This is a genomic window from Shinella yambaruensis (genome assembly GCF_050859155.1).
Lineage (GTDB): Bacteria > Pseudomonadota > Alphaproteobacteria > Rhizobiales > Rhizobiaceae > Shinella > Shinella yambaruensis.
On record NZ_CP150639.1, the window covers coordinates 199,805 to 213,797 of the forward strand.

Here is a 13,993-nt window from a genome sequence, read left to right on the forward strand (position 1 = left end):
TTTCTCCCTGCCGGGAAGAAAGGGCAGCCGGCTGGGAGAGGGGAGGCGGCGGCCGGTCAGTGGTCGGGTGGCTTACTTGGCGTCGGCCTTGTGGCGGACGTCGTTCTCGTAGCGCTCCAGCAGGCGCGCGCGGTTCTCGCCGGCCCAGGTGAAGTCGTAGTCGATCATCTTGACGTTCGACAGGTCGATCCTGGCATCCGGGTTCTTGTAGCCGGGCACGATCGGGCCGCGGAAGGTGGCGCCGATGGCGGCCTGGCCCTTTTCCGTCAGCACCCAGTCGAGGAAGGCGCTGGCGCCCTTGGCCTGCTCCTCCGGCGCATTGGCGATGGCAGCGGCGGCATTCACCTCGAAGCCGGTGCCTTCCTCCGGGAAGGAATAGCCGACCGGATAACCCTGGGCGAGCGCCGCCTCGATGTCCTGCGTATAGGCCATGGCGAGCGCGATCTCGTTGTTGGCGACCATACGGGAGGGGGCGATGCCGGAGCGGGTGTACTGCACGACGTTCTTGTCGATCTCCTTCATCAGCGTGAAGGCCGGCTCCTCGCCGAGCAGCTGGACGGTCGAGGCGAGCGCGACATAGGCCGTGCCGGACGAGGCCGGATGGGCGAGCGCCACGCTGTCCTTGAAGGCCGGATCGGCGAAGGCCTTCCAGCTCGTCGGCGGCTTGGCGCCGATTTCGTCGAGCACCTGCTGGCTGTAGGCGAAGACGATGGGCGACAGCGAGATCGGCGTCCAGCGGGCTTCCTTGTCGGTGTAGCGCGGATCGACCTTGTCGATGCCAACGGCCTTGTGCGCGGCAAGCAGGCCCTCGCCGGCCGCCTGGATGAAGTTGTCCGCCGCGCCTGCCAGCCAGAGGCCGGCTTGCGGATTGGCCTTTTCGGCGCGGATGCGGGCGAGGATCTCGCCGGCGCCGATGCGCACGAACTGCGCCTCGATACCGGTATCGTCCTTGAAGGCCTTCAGCACGGCGCCGCAATCGTCTTCCGACATCGGGCAATAGACGGTCATTCCCGCAGCATCGGCGCTACCGGCCGAAAAGACGTGCGAGCACAGGACTACGAGCGCTGAGGCCAGCGCGAAACGGCGTGACATATCGATTTCCTCCAGGTGACGCCACGGCCTCCTGCGAAGACCGGTCGGGCCTTCGCGTCTCACCGCCGTGGGTGAGCATCGGTATAATGAAGAAATCTACATTTGTCAAAGAAAATGTAGATAAGCTACATTCACTTCTCAACCGAGCCGCTGGTGCCCGTGGCAGCCGGCTATGCCATTGCGTGCGTTCCGCCTTCGGTACTAATATTCTTATATTTTAGTATGGATCGCCGCGTCGCCATGCCGTAAGTTCGCGCGCAGGAAGAGGGGCGTGTGCGGAGGAAGGTCATGGCGTTCCACATCATATCCGGGCCGGTCGCGGGCGGTTTTGCGTGAGGGCGGCGGTGCCGGGGCCGCGGGCAGGCGCGGCGGTGCTCATCATGGTGTGTGCGGCCGTGCTGGCCGGGCTCGACGCGGTGATCGTGCGCATGCTGGCGGGCGGCGTCCATCCGCTGATCATCGGGTTCTTCCGGGCGTTGTTCGGCCTTCTCGCCGTGCTGCCATTCCTGTTGCGGCGGGTCGAGATCATGGCGTCCCCCTATCGCGCGCTGCATGTCGTGCGCGCGGGCCTGAAGTTCGCCTCGCTCGTCGCCCTGTTCATCGCCTTCGGGCATGCCCCGCTCGCCGATGCCACGGCGATCAACTTCACCATGCCGATCTTCCTCACGCTCGGCGCCTGGATCTTCCTCAAGGAGAAGGTCGCGCTGTCCGTGGTCTTCGGCGTGCTGGTCGGATTCATCGGCATCGTCATCATCATACGGCCCGGCGCCGGCGCGTTCGATCCCTGGCTGCTCTTTGCCCTTGCCGGCGCGATCCTGACGGCGATCAGCCAGCTAATCCTGCGGCGCATGGCGCTGCGTGACACGACCGATCGCCTCGTCGCCTGGAACCTGCTGGCGATGGCACCACTGGGCCTTCTCGCCGCTCTGCCGGTCTGGGCGGCGCCGAGCCCGGCGCAGATCGGCCTGCTGGCGTTGCAGGGTGGGCTGGGGGCGCTCAACATGGCGCTCATCACGCGCGCCTTCGCCATGGCGAGCGCGTCGTTCCTCGCGCCGCTCGATTTCCTGCGCCTGCCGGTCGTGGCGGCGCTCGCCTTCCTGTTCTTCGGCGAGGTCGCGCCGGTGACGACCTGGATCGGTGCCGCGATCATCTTCGGCGCAGCGCTCCTGGCGGCCGGCGGCGCGCGGTGGCGGCGTCACCGCGCAGAGGGCGGCGACTGATTTCGCCGAACGCGAAAAAACAGGTTCACAAAAATCTCAGGTGTACTAATATATTACTTACGGTGGGTTCAGGCGACGTGCCGTCGATTGGTCCGCAGGGGCCAGCAGGAGCCGGGAGGGCGGCCTCCTGCAAGACGGCCGCGGCAGGACCGGACCCATGAAATTCTCGCTCGGGAGGAGTGGCATGAAATCATTCATCGGCAAGCGGGCCATTGCCAGCGGCGTTTCGCTGGTGGGGCTCGTCGTCCTTGTGTTCTTCCTGTCGAGGCTGACGGGAGACCCCACCGACCTTTACCTGCCGCTCGATGCGTCCGTGGAGATGCGCGAGCAGTTCCGCCAGATGCACGGTTTCAACGATCCGCTGATCGTGCAGTTCGGCCGCTATGTCGCCGATCTCGTGCAGCTTGACTTCGGCCATTCGCTGCGCCAGGCGCGGCCGGCGATGGAGGTGGTGCTGGAGGCCTTCTCCTGGACGCTCCGGCTCGCCGTCATCACCATGAGCTGCGTGACGGTGGCGGCGATCGTCATCGGGTCGCTCGCCGCCTTCCGCGTCGGCGGCATCTTCGACCGGATCGCCACCTTCTTCTCGCTGATCGGCGCTTCCGCCCCGGATTTCTGGCTCGCCATCGTCGCCATCGTCATCTTCGCGGTCAACCTGCACTGGCTGCCGACCTCGGGAACGGGGACGGCGCTGCACTGGATCCTGCCGGTCAGCGTGCTCTTCATCCGCCCCTTCGGCCTGATCCTGCAGGTGGTGCGCGGCTCGATGATCAACGTGCTCTCCTCCGCCTATGTGAAGACGGCACGGGCGAAGGGCGTGCGCACGCCGCGCATCATCTTCGTGCACGGCCTGCGCAACGCCATGCTGCCGGTCATCACCGTGATCGGCGACCAGGCGGCGGCGATCCTCAACGGCGCCGTCGTGGTCGAGACGGTCTTCGGCTTTCCGGGCATCGGCAAGCTGATGATCGATTCCATCCTGCTGCGCGATTTCGCCGTTGTGCTCGCCGTGATCATGGTCTCCGCGCTGGCGATCTTCCTCATGAACCTCCTGATCGACCTCGCCTATGCGCTGCTCGATCCCCGTATCCGGTATTGAGCGATGACCATGACCGACACGCAAACTCTCCCTGGGCGAAAGCCGGGCGGTGCGCTGGCCCGCTGGTTCTCCATGCTGTGGGCGGACAAGTTCGCCTTCTTCGCGGCGCTCTTCCTGCTGCTGGCGCTGCTCTGTGCGCTCTTCGGCCCCCTCCTCCTGGAGGCGGTCGCCACGAAGCAGAACCTGCGCGGGCGCAACGCGCCGCCCTTCGATCTTGCGCGCGGCTGGATCTACATTCTCGGCGCCGACGCGCTCGGCCGGCCGCTGCTGGCCCGCATCGTCGTGGCGGCGCAGAACACGATGCTCGTCGCGGGCGCGGCGGTGCTGGCCTCGTCGCTCGTCGGCGGCACGCTGGGGCTGGTGGCCGGCTATAGCCGGCGATCCGCCAGCCAGTGGATCATGCGGCTCGGCGACGTCATCATGTCCTTCCCCTCGCTGCTGCTCGCCGTCATCGTGCTCTACATGCTCGAGCCCTCCGTCGCCAACATCGTGCTGGTGCTCGCCGTCACGCGCATCCCGATCTACCTGCGCACGACGCGCGCCGAGGTGCTGGAGGTGCGCGAGCGCATGTTCGTGCAGGCCGCGACCGTGATGGGCGCCTCGCACCGGCGCATCGTCTTCCGTCATATCCTGCCGGTGATCCTGCCGACGCTGGTGACGATCGCGACGCTGGATTTCGCCTTCGTCATGCTGGCCGAATCCTCGCTCTCCTTCCTCGGCATCGGCATCCAGGCCCCGGAGATCACCTGGGGCCTCATGGTCAGCCAGGGTCGGCCCTATCTTACCAATGCCTGGTGGCTGTCCTTCTGGCCGGGCCTTGCGATCATCCTGACGACCCTGTCGCTCAATCTTCTTTCGAACTGGATGCGCATCGCGCTCGATCCGACGCAGCGCTGGCGCCTTGAAATGGGAGGCCGCAGGAATGGCTGAACACCTGCTGGAGGTCCGCGGCCTGTCGGTCGAGTTCCACACCGCCGCCGGCACGGTCAATGCCGTGCAGGACGTCAGCTGGCATCTCGATCGCGGCGAGACGCTGGCCATCCTCGGCGAAAGCGGCTCGGGCAAGTCCGTCTCCGCCTCGGCGATCATGAACCTCATCGACATGCCGCCCGGCAAGATCACCGCCGGCACCATTCTCTTCAACGGAAGGGACATGCTGGCCATGGACGCCGAAGAGCGCCGGGCGATCAACGGGGCGAAGATCGCCATGATCTTCCAGGATCCGCTCGCCCATCTCAATCCCGTCTATGCCGTCGGCTGGCAGATCTGCGAGATGATGACGATGCACGGCACCCCCGGGGCGGAGGCGCGACGGCGCGCGCTGGACCTCCTCGAGCGTGTCGGCATCCCGCAGCCGGAAGCGGCCATGCGCAAATATCCGTTCCAGTTCTCCGGCGGCCAGCGGCAGCGGCTGATGATCGCCATGGCGCTCGCCTGCAAGCCGGACATTCTCATCGCCGACGAGCCGACCACGGCCCTCGACGTGACGGTGCAGGCCCAGGTGCTGGAGCTTCTGAAGGAGTTGCAGCAGGAGACCGGCATGGGCCTCCTCCTCATCACGCATGACCTCGGAGTCGTCGCCGAGATCGCCGACCGGGTCGTGGTGATGAACGGTGGCTCCATCGTGGAGACCGGCAAGGCCGCGGCCGTCTACCAGAACCCGCAGCATCCCTATACGCGCAAGCTGATCGATGCGGCGCCCGGCAAGGGGGCGATGCCCGAGGCGCGCGAGCGCCGGGGCGAACCGCTGGTCAAGGCGGTCGGCCTGCACAAGCACTACGGCTTCTTCCATGCGCTCAAGGGCATCGACCTTGCGATCATGCCCGGCGAGACGGTCGCCGTGGTGGGGGAAAGCGGTTCGGGCAAGTCGACACTCGCCCGCGCCATGCTGCGGCTCGACGATCCCGACGGCGGGGAGATCCTCTATCGGGGCAGGGACCTTCTGGCGATGACCCCGCGGGAGCTGTTCGGGCTGCGGCGCGACCTGCAGATGGTGTTCCAGGATCCCACGCAATCGCTCAATCCGCGCATGACGGTGTTCCAGCTCATCTCCGAGGCCTGGGTGATCCATCCGGATATCCTGCTGAAGGCGCGCTGGAAGGAGAAGGTCGCCGAGCTGCTGGTCAAGGTCGGGCTGAAGCCGGACATGGCCGGCCGTTATCCGCACCAGTTCTCCGGCGGCCAGCGCCAGCGCATCGCCATTGCCCGGGCGCTGGCGATGGAGCCGAAGCTGATCGTCTGCGACGAGGCGGTGTCCGCCCTCGACGTGTCGATCCAGGCGCAGGTCATCGCGCTGCTCGACGGGCTCCGGCGCGAATTCGGCCTCTCCTACCTGTTCATCGCCCATGACCTGCCGGTCGTGCGCGATTTCGCCGACCGCGTCATCGTCATGAAGGCCGGCGAGATCGTCGAGGAAGGCCCGGTGCGGCAGATCTTCGATGCCCCGCGGCATCCCTATACGCGTGCGCTGCTCGCCGCGAGCCTCGATCCGGATCCCGATATCCAGGCCGCCCGCCGCGCCGCCCGAAACCTCGAAGAAGGACGTGTCTCCGCATGAAACCCGATGTTCTGGTTGCCTATCCGCTCCGCCCGCGCCAGATGGCCCTGCTCGAAGAGGCCTATACGGTGCACCGCCTCGATCTCCTGAAGGGCGATGACCGCGAGGCGATGCTGGCGGAAGCCGGCCCGCGCTGCACCGCCATGGTGGTCAACGGCCATGTGGCGATCGACGACGCGTTCCTGGCGCGGCTGCCGGCCCTGAAGCTCGCCGCCTGCTCTTCCGCCGGCTACGACCAGATGGATGTCGCGGCGATGACCCGGCGCGGCATCACCCTCACCAACACCTCCGACGTGCTGCTCGACGATGTCGCCGACATGGCGCTGCTCCTGATGCTGGCCGCCCGGCGCCGGCTCGTCGTCGGCGACCGCTACGTCCGCTCGGGCGACTGGGGGCGGCAGGGCATGATGCCGCTGACGACGTCGACCGCCGGGAAGAGGGCGGGCATCGTCGGGCTCGGCCGGATCGGCCTTGCCATCGCCCGGCGCTGCGAGGCCGTCGGGCTGACCATCGGCTACTGCGGCCGGTCGCGGAAGACCGGCAACGACTATGCCTATTTCGACGATCCCGTGAAGCTGGCCGAATGGGCCGACATCCTGCTGGTCGCAACGCCCGGCGGGGCGGAAACCGAAGGGCTGATCTCGGCCGCGGTGCTCGACGCCCTCGGCCCGGCCGGCAGCCTCGTCAACATCGCGCGCGGCTCGGTGGTGGACGAGCCGGCGCTGATCCGTGCGCTCAGCGAGGGGAGGATCGCCTCGGCCGGGCTGGATGTCTATTACAACGAGCCCCATCCGGACCCGGCCTTCGCCGCGCTCGACAATGTCGTGCTCTACCCGCATCACGCCAGCGGCACGGAAGAGACGCGCGACCGCATGGCACAGCTCGTCATCGACAACCTTGCGGCCTTCTTCTCCGGAAAGCCGCTCCTGACGCCGGTGAACGGAGCAGGGGCGGCGCGTCAGGCGAAGTAGTGCGGAAACTCGTTGCGCAGCTCCTCGACCTTGGCGACGGTGCGGCTGAGATGATCGCGGATGGCGGCGATGGCGGCATGCTCGTCGCCGGCCGCGATCGCCTCGACGATCGCTCGGTGGCCCTCGAGGATGTTCACCACCTTGCCCTTCTCCGGAAGGTGCAGGCGGCGGATGCGCTCCAGATGCCCAGAGCGCTCGCGGATCAACTGGTGCAGGCCGCTGCGCTTGACGCCGGCAAACAGCGTCTGGTGGAAGAGCTCGTCCAGCTCCTGGAAGATGACCATCTGCTCGGGATCGTCGGCGACGGCCTCCTGCATCTTGATGATGGAGCGGGCCCGCGTGACGGTGGAGGGATCCGGCTCCTGCGCCAGGCGGCGGCAGACCTCGGTCTCCAGCGCCACGCGCAGGAAATGCGCCTCGTAGATCTGCGGCACGTCGATGCGCGTCACGACGGTGCGCGACTGCGGATAGATGCGCACGAGGCCCTCCTGCTTGAGGAGCTGCATCGCCTCGCGGATGGGGGTCTGGCTGACCTCGTAGGTCTCGGTCAGCTCGGTGCGCGACAGCGTGGTGTCCGGCGGCAGCTGGATCGTGATGATGCGTTTGCGCAGGTCGTCGTAGACGCGCTGCACGGTGCTTCCCGCGATGGCGGGGAAACCGGGTGACGAAAGGCCGAACGTCTGGGCAAGCGATGTAGTCATCGTGGTTGTCCTTTTTCCCGCAGTGTTATCCGGCGTGTCGCTCATACACAAGAATAGAAATATAGATGTTGATATAGATGTAAAACTAAAATATTAGTATCGATGTTGAGGCGCAGCCGGGAGGCGGCTGCGGAAGGAGACGGAAATGGCCGGGAGGAAGACCTACGAAGAGCTGCGTTCGGCCCGCTGGATGATGCCGGACGACCAGCGGTCGTTCGGGCACCGGTCGCGGACGATGCAGATGGGCTACGCGCCGGAGGACTGGCAGGGCAAGCCGATCATCGCGATCATCAACACCTGGTCGGACGCCCAGCCCTGCCACATGCATTTCCGCGAGCGGGCCGAATGGGTGAAGCGCGGCATCCTGCAGGCGGGCGGTTTTCCGATGGAGCTGCCGGCACTGTCGCTCTCGGAGAATTTCGTCAAGCCGACGACCATGCTCTACCGCAACCTGCTTGCCATGGAGACCGAGGAGCTGCTGCGCTCCCACCCTATCGACGGCGCGGTGCTGATGGGCGGCTGCGACAAGACCACGCCCGCTTTGGTCATGGGCGCCGTCTCCATGGGCGTCCCCTTCATCTACCTGCCGGCCGGCCCCATGCTGCGCGGCAATTATGCCGGCAAGACGCTGGGCTCCGGCACGGACGGCTTCAAATACTGGGACGAGCGCCGGGCCGGCACGATCTCCAGGGAGGAGTGGCAGGGCATCGAGGGCGGCATCGCCCGCAGCTACGGCCATTGCATGACCATGGGCACGGCCTCCACCATGACGGCGATCGCCGAGGCGATGGGGCTGACGCTGCCGGGCGCCTCCTCGATCCCGGCCGCCGATGCCAACCACCAGCGCATGTCGGCCGCCTGCGGCCGGCGCATCGTCGACATGGTCTGGGAAGACCTGACGCCGGACCGGATCATCACGCCCGCCGCGGTCAACAACGCCGTCACCGTGGCGATGGCGACGGGCTGTTCGACCAATGCCATCATCCACCTCATCGCCATGGCCCGCCGCGCGGGCGTTCCGCTGGAGCTGGACGATCTCGACCGCATCGGCCGCACGACGCCGGTGATCGCCAATATCCGCCCGTCGGGCTCGACCTATCTCATGGAGGATTTCTTCTATGCCGGAGGGCTGCGCGCGCTGATGAAGCAGCTCGGCGACAAACTCGACCCAACCGCGATCACCGTGACCGGCCGGCCGCTGGTCGAGGGGCTCGATGCCGTCAAGGTCTGGAACGACGACGTGATCCGGCCGCTCTCCGATCCGGTCTATCACGAGGGGTCGCTGGCCGTGTTGAAGGGCAATCTCGCGCCCGATGGCGCGGTCATCAAGCCGGCGGCCTGCGATCCCAGGTTCCACCGTCACCGCGGCCCGGCGCTCGTGGCCGACAGTTACCCCGACCTGAAGGCGATCATCGACGATCCGGACTACCCGCTGACGCCGGAGACGGTGCTCGTCCTGCGCAATGCCGGGCCGCAGGGCGGGCCGGGCATGCCGGAATGGGGCATGATCCCGATGCCCAAGGCGCTCCTGAAGCTCGGCCTGCGCGACATGGTGCGCCTGTCGGATGCGCGCATGTCGGGCACGAGTTTCGGCGCCTGCGTGCTGCATGTCTCGCCCGAGGCCTTCGTCGGTGGCCCGCTCGCCCTGCTGAGGACCGGCGACATCGTCGAGCTCGACATCCCGACGCGCAGCCTCAACATGCTCGTTCCCGAGGCGGAGCTTGCCGCGCGCCGCGCGGCCTGGCGACCGCCGGAGCCCCGTTACGAGCGCGGCTACGGCTTCATGTTCACCCGGCATATCGAGCAGGCCGACAAGGGCTGTGACTTCGATTTCCTGCGCACCGAATTCGGCGGCAAGACGCCGGAACCGGTCATCAACTGAGGAGGCGCGCCATGCCCGGTGGGCTGCGGCCTTGCCGGCAGGGCGCGTGACTGGACCGTTGAAACCCGCCGCTTCGGCGATTGAGGAGGACAGATGAAACCCGAAACCCGTGAGAAGCTGCAGGGCGTTTCCGTCGCGACCCTGTGCTCGGCGCTCTACAAGCGCGGCCTCCGGAACCAGACGATCCAGGATGTGCGCCCCGTCCGCGCCAAGGGGCGCAACATGGTCGGGCCGGCCTTCACGCTGCGCTACATGCCGGCCCGCGAGGATCGCAATCCGATGTCCGTCTTCCGCGATCCCAAACATCCCCAGCGCCTCGCCATCGAGACCTGCCCCGAGGGGCATGTGCTCGTCATGGACAGCCGCAAGGATCCGCGCGCGGCCTCGGCCGGCGACATCCTGATCACGCGGCTGATGGCGCGCGGCGGGGCAGGGGTGGTGACCGACGGCGGCTTTCGCGATTCCATGGTGATCGGCGCGCTCGACATCCCCGCCTACCACAACCGGCCCTCCAGCCCGACGAACCTGACGCTGCACGAGGCGATCGACATCAACGTGCCGATCGGCTGCGGCGATGTCGCGGTCTTCCCCGGCGACGTGGTGGTCGGCGATGACGACAGCGTCATCGTCATCCCGGCGGAGATCGCCGACGAGATCGCCGACGAGGCCGTCGAGATGACCGCCTACGAGGACTTCGTCGTCGAGCGGGTGAAGGCGGGGCACACGATCATCGGGCTCTACCCGGCGACCGACGAGGCCAATCTCGCGCTCTTTGCCGATTGGCGGGCGGCGAACGGCCGCTAGGCCCTCCGCCCTCAAGGCACGACAGCATTGCAAGGCCGGGGCGTCCGTTCCGGCCGAGAGGACGCGCGCGCCCGGCACGGCCATCGGAATTTCCCGCCGCTCTTCCGGAAGAGCGGCGCAACCGAACTGAGGAGAATAGCATGATCCACCCGACCGACCTGCGCGAGATCATTCGCAACGGCCTCCTGTCCTTCCCGGTCACGCCCTTCGATGCCGAGGACAATTTTGCGGCAAAACCCTTTGCCGCGCATCTCGAATGGCTTTCGTCCTATCCGGTGGCGGGCCTCATCGTCGCGGGCGGCACGGGCGAGCTCTTCTCGCTGGCGCCGGGCGAGGTGGTCGAGGTCGTGAAGACGGCACGCATGGTGGCGGGGGATGCGCCCGTCATCGCCGGCTGCGGCTACGGCACGCGGATCGCCTGCGACATGGCGCGCGAGATCGAGGCGGCCGGCGGCGACGGCATCCTGCTCTTGCCGCACTACCTCACCGAAGCGCCGCCGGAGGGCATTGCCGCCCGCATCCGCGCGGTATGCAAGGCCACTCGCATGGCCGTCATCGTCTACAACCGCGGCCAGGCCCGCGTTTCCGCCGAGCAACTGGCGAAACTGGCCGAGGAATGCCCCAACCTCATCGGCTTCAAGGACGGCACGGGCGACATAGACACCGTCCGGCGGGTGACGGTGATGCTCGGCGATCGCCTGTCCTATATCGGCGGCATGCCGACGCACGAGCTCTTCGCCCAGGCCTATCGCGGCGCCGGCATGCCGACCTATTCCTCGGCGGTCTTCAACTTCGTTCCCGAGACGGCCCTGAGGTTCCACGGGGCCTTCCTTGCCGGCGACGATGCGACCTGCGAGCAGATGCTGCGCGACTTCTACTATCTCTTCGCCCGGATCCGGGACCGCAAGAGCGGCTATGCCGTCTCCGCCGTCAAGGCGGGCGTGCGTCTGCGCGGCTTCGAGGCCGGCCCGGTGCGCGCGCCGCTGACGGACCTTTCCGAGGAGGAGATCGCGATGATGCGCGACCTCATCGCGTCGGCAAAATGATGGCGGGCGATCTGAGAAAGGCGCTGGGCGGCATTTCCGGCATCCTCGTCACCCCGTTCGATGCCGAGGACCGGATCGCGCCGGATCGCTTGCGCCCGATCCTCGACCGGGCGCTCGCCGCGGGCCTGCATGTGCCCGTGGTGAACGGCAATACCGGCGAGTTCTATGCGTTGACCGTCGAGGAGGCCGAGGCGATGGCCGCTGCGGTCTGTGGGCTCGTCGACGGCCGCGCGCCTGTTGTCGCCGGCGTGGGACGGTCGGTGAAGGACGCCTGCCGGCTGGCGGCCGCGGCCCGCCGCGCCGGCGCGGCGGGGCTCATGGTGCACCAGCCGCCCGATCCCTTCGCCGCCCCGCGCGGCGTCGTGGACTATGTCGAGCGGGTGGCGGAGGCCGGCGCGGGACTGCCTCTGGTGCTCTATCTGCGCAACGACGCCATCGGCACCGCGGCCATCGCCCGGCTCTGCGCCATTCCCGGCGTCATCGGGGTGAAATGGGCGACGCCGAACCCGCTGAAGCTCGCCGAGGCGATCGCGGCCTGCGATCCCGGCATCCTCTGGGTGGGCGGGCTCGCCGAGGTCTGGGCGCCGGCGCTCTATGCCGTCGGCGCGCGGGGCTTCACCTCCGGCCTCATCAATATCTGGCCGGAGCGCTCCATCGCCATCCATGCGGCGCTCGAAACCGGCGACTATGCCGCCGCGCGCGGCCTGATCGCGGATATGGCGCCTTTCGAGGCGGTGCGCGCCATGGAGCTGAACGGGGCCAATGTCACCGGCGTGAAGGCGGCGCTTGCGGCGATGGGCTGCGACTGCGGCTCGACGCGCCCGCCCGCGGCCTGGCCGCTTTCGTCCGACCAGCAGGCCATCCTGCGGCAGTTCCTCGTCGCAAACCGACTCATCCAAGCTTGAAATAGGAGGTGAACTGGAATATTAGTGTGCATGTGCATTAGTTGATCCGCAATTCGGAGGGGAATTGCCCGGATCACCATCGCGACCCACAGGTCTGGATTTCATCAAAGAAAAGAGGCGTCCTGCCGGATGCCGAGGGAGGAGACCGAAATGAAACGCCGCATGGCAGCTGTCTGTTTTTCCACCACGATGCTGGCGCTGGGCGCCGGCCACGCCACCGCGCAGGACGCGAACAGGAACGTGACGATCGTGCTTGCCGAAACCGTCGACGTGGTCGAGCCCTGCATGGCGGCCCGCCAGGATGTCGGCCGCGTCATTTCCGAGAATGTCAACGAGATGCTCGTCGAGTTCGACTATGTGAATGGCGGGCTGAAGCCGCGCCTTGCCACGGAATGGTCGCAGGTCGACGCCGATACCTGGGAATTCAAGCTTCGGCCGGGCGTCAAGTGGCACGACGGCAAGGACTTCACGGCCAAGGACGTGCAGTTCACCATCGAGCGCAACAAGAATCCCAAATTCAGCTGCGAGGTGGGCGGCAAGTATTTCGGCGGCACCGAATTCAGCTTCGAGAGCCCCGACGCGCATACGATCCGCATCACCACCAAGCCGGCGCAGCCGATCCTTCCGCTGCTGATGACCGTCATGCCGGTCGAATCCGCCGAGGCGACGCCGGCCGACGAATTCACTCGCAACCCCGTCGGCACCGGCGCCTATGTCTTCGACAAGTGGGAGGTCGGCCAGTCGATCGTCCTCAAGCGCAACCCGAACTACTGGGGCGAGCAGCCCGGCGTGGAGCAGGCCACCTATCTGTTCCGCTCGGACAGCGCCGTGGCGGCGGCCATGGTCGAGGCCGGCGAGGCGGATATCGTGCCGTCCGTCGCCTTGCAGGATGCCACGAACAAGGAAACGGACTTCGCCTATCCGAACTCCGAGACGACGTCCCTGCGCATCGACACGCGCGAGGCGCCGCTTGACGACCGGCGCATCCGCGAGGCGATGAACCTTGCCATCGACCGGCAGGCCATGCTCGGAACGCTGTTCCCCGAGCAGGCGCAGATCGCCACCCAACTCGTCGTGCCGACGACCATCGGCTACAATGCCGACATCCCCGTCTGGCCCTATGATCCCGAAAAGGCCAGGAAGCTGGTCGAGGAGGCGAAGGCCGACGGCGTACCGGTCGACAAGGTGGTCCGCATCATCGGCCGCAATGGCCAGTATCCGAACGCCACCGAGGCGATGGAAGCCATCATGGCGATGCTCCAGGAGGTCGGCCTCAACGTGAAGCTCGACATGTACGACGTGTCGGTGTGGAACAACTACTTCGTCTCGCCCTATGTGGCCGATTCCGGCCCGACGCTGACCCAGTCGCAGCATGACAACGCCACCGGCGACCCGGTCTTCACCGCCTTCGTCAAATATGCCTCGACGGGCGCGCATTCGATGGTGCGGGATCCGGCCGTCGATGCGCTGATCGAAAAGGCGACGACGGCGACGGGCGACGAGCGCACAAAGCTGTGGAAGGAGCTGTTCGCCAAGGTGAACGCGGAGATCATCGCCGATATCCCGATGTTCCACATGGTCGGCTTCACCCGCGTCTCGCCCCGGCTGGATTTCAAGCCGACGATCGCGACGAATTCCGAGCTCCAGCTCTCCCAGATCAAGTTCAAGTAAGCCTGTCGTGCGGGCCGGTCCGACCGGCCCGCATCGTCTGCCAAG

12 protein-coding genes are annotated in these 13,993 nt (G+C 66.9%); 10 read left to right on the plus strand and 2 right to left on the minus strand.

Annotation, left to right across the window (positions count from 1 at the left end):
• Window positions 1-72: 72 nt before the first annotated feature.
• Entirely contained in the window at window positions 73-1,092 is a 1,020-nt protein-coding gene (locus WMC41_RS23325; protein WP_432349089.1) for an ABC transporter substrate-binding protein, read from the minus strand.
• Window positions 1,093-1,472: 380 nt separating this feature from the next.
• Between WMC41_RS23325 and WMC41_RS23330 the strand changes: the two genes are divergently transcribed.
• From WMC41_RS23330 to WMC41_RS23350, 5 genes are all read left to right on the plus strand, one after another.
• The gene (locus tag WMC41_RS23330; RefSeq protein WP_432349090.1) at window positions 1,473-2,312 is read left to right on the plus strand and encodes a DMT family transporter; all 840 of its coding nucleotides are present in this window, start codon (window positions 1,473-1,475) and stop codon (window positions 2,310-2,312) included.
• A gap of 184 nt (window positions 2,313-2,496) precedes the next feature.
• On the plus strand, window positions 2,497-3,411 hold the full coding sequence (locus WMC41_RS23335; protein ID WP_272807696.1) for an ABC transporter permease: 915 nt from the start codon (window positions 2,497-2,499) through the stop codon (window positions 3,409-3,411).
• Window positions 3,412-3,420: 9 nt separating this feature from the next.
• A complete protein-coding gene (locus tag WMC41_RS23340; RefSeq protein WP_432349091.1) occupies window positions 3,421-4,341 on the plus strand; it encodes an ABC transporter permease in 921 nt (306 codons plus the stop codon).
• Window positions 4,334-5,968, plus strand: a complete 1,635-nt coding sequence (locus WMC41_RS23345; protein WP_432349093.1) for an ABC transporter ATP-binding protein — start codon at window positions 4,334-4,336, stop codon at window positions 5,966-5,968. The genes WMC41_RS23340 and WMC41_RS23345 overlap by 8 nt, the downstream gene beginning before the upstream one ends.
• Window positions 5,965-6,939: a 2-hydroxyacid dehydrogenase gene (locus tag WMC41_RS23350; RefSeq protein ID WP_432349094.1), complete on the plus strand. Its 975-nt coding sequence runs from the start codon at window positions 5,965-5,967 to the stop codon at window positions 6,937-6,939. The genes WMC41_RS23345 and WMC41_RS23350 overlap by 4 nt, the downstream gene beginning before the upstream one ends.
• Here the strand turns inward: WMC41_RS23350 and WMC41_RS23355 are convergent.
• Entirely contained in the window at window positions 6,927-7,640 is a 714-nt protein-coding gene (locus WMC41_RS23355; RefSeq protein ID WP_244766336.1) for a GntR family transcriptional regulator, read from the minus strand. The two genes, WMC41_RS23350 and WMC41_RS23355, sit on opposite strands and share 13 nt — an antisense overlap.
• 145 nt (window positions 7,641-7,785) lie before the next feature.
• Between WMC41_RS23355 and araD the strand changes: the two genes are divergently transcribed.
• From araD to WMC41_RS23380, 5 genes are all read left to right on the plus strand, one after another.
• Window positions 7,786-9,522 carry an L-arabinonate dehydratase gene (gene araD, locus WMC41_RS23360; RefSeq protein ID WP_432349096.1) on the plus strand — a complete coding sequence of 579 codons (1,737 nt, stop codon included), beginning with the start codon at window positions 7,786-7,788 and terminating at the stop codon, window positions 9,520-9,522.
• A 93-nt stretch (window positions 9,523-9,615) separates the two neighbouring features.
• On the plus strand, window positions 9,616-10,326 hold the full coding sequence (locus WMC41_RS23365) for a ribonuclease activity regulator RraA (protein ID WP_244766338.1): 711 nt from the start codon (window positions 9,616-9,618) through the stop codon (window positions 10,324-10,326).
• A 140-nt stretch (window positions 10,327-10,466) separates the two neighbouring features.
• Window positions 10,467-11,372 (plus strand): 5-dehydro-4-deoxyglucarate dehydratase, encoded by a 906-nt coding sequence (locus WMC41_RS23370; protein ID WP_432349097.1) that lies wholly within the window; start codon window positions 10,467-10,469, stop codon window positions 11,370-11,372.
• A complete protein-coding gene (locus WMC41_RS23375) occupies window positions 11,372-12,277 on the plus strand; it encodes a dihydrodipicolinate synthase family protein (protein ID WP_432349099.1) in 906 nt (301 codons plus the stop codon). Before WMC41_RS23370 ends, WMC41_RS23375 begins: the two co-directional genes overlap by 1 nt.
• A gap of 150 nt (window positions 12,278-12,427) precedes the next feature.
• Window positions 12,428-13,948 carry an ABC transporter substrate-binding protein gene (locus tag WMC41_RS23380; protein WP_432349101.1) on the plus strand — a complete coding sequence of 507 codons (1,521 nt, stop codon included), beginning with the start codon at window positions 12,428-12,430 and terminating at the stop codon, window positions 13,946-13,948.
• Window positions 13,949-13,993 lie beyond the last annotated feature (45 nt).